This window comes from Streptococcus mitis, assembly GCF_946190065.1.
Classification (GTDB): Bacteria; Bacillota; Bacilli; order Lactobacillales; family Streptococcaceae; genus Streptococcus; species Streptococcus mitis_DE.
Map to the genome: position 1 here is coordinate 1 of NZ_CAMHZD010000068.1, position 324 is coordinate 324.

Here is a 324-nt window from a genome sequence, read left to right on the forward strand (position 1 = left end):
CAATGACTTACCAGCAGGAACAAACTATAGCTGGTCCGAACAACCAGACACAAGTAAACCAGGAAGTAAGACAGGCAAAGTATTAATCACTTACCCAGATAAGAGTACGGAAGAAGTGACGGTAACGGTAAACGTAACGCCGCAAAATGATGAATACAGCCCAACTGGAATCCCTCAAGAAGTGGACAATGGACACGTACCAGATCCAGAAACAAGTGTAAACAAAACCGGTTTACCAAGTGGCACAACCGTCACATGGAAAGACACGCCAGTTGTGAACACACCAGGCAGTCATCCAACAGTAGCCTTAGTCACTTATCCAGA

General features: G+C 45.4%; 1 protein-coding gene. It reads left to right on the top strand.

The annotated features are described in order from the left end of the window. The coding region (locus tag OCF96_RS09935) for a Rib/alpha-like domain-containing protein (RefSeq protein ID WP_261447064.1) at positions 1-324 on the top strand (324 nt) is incomplete at both ends.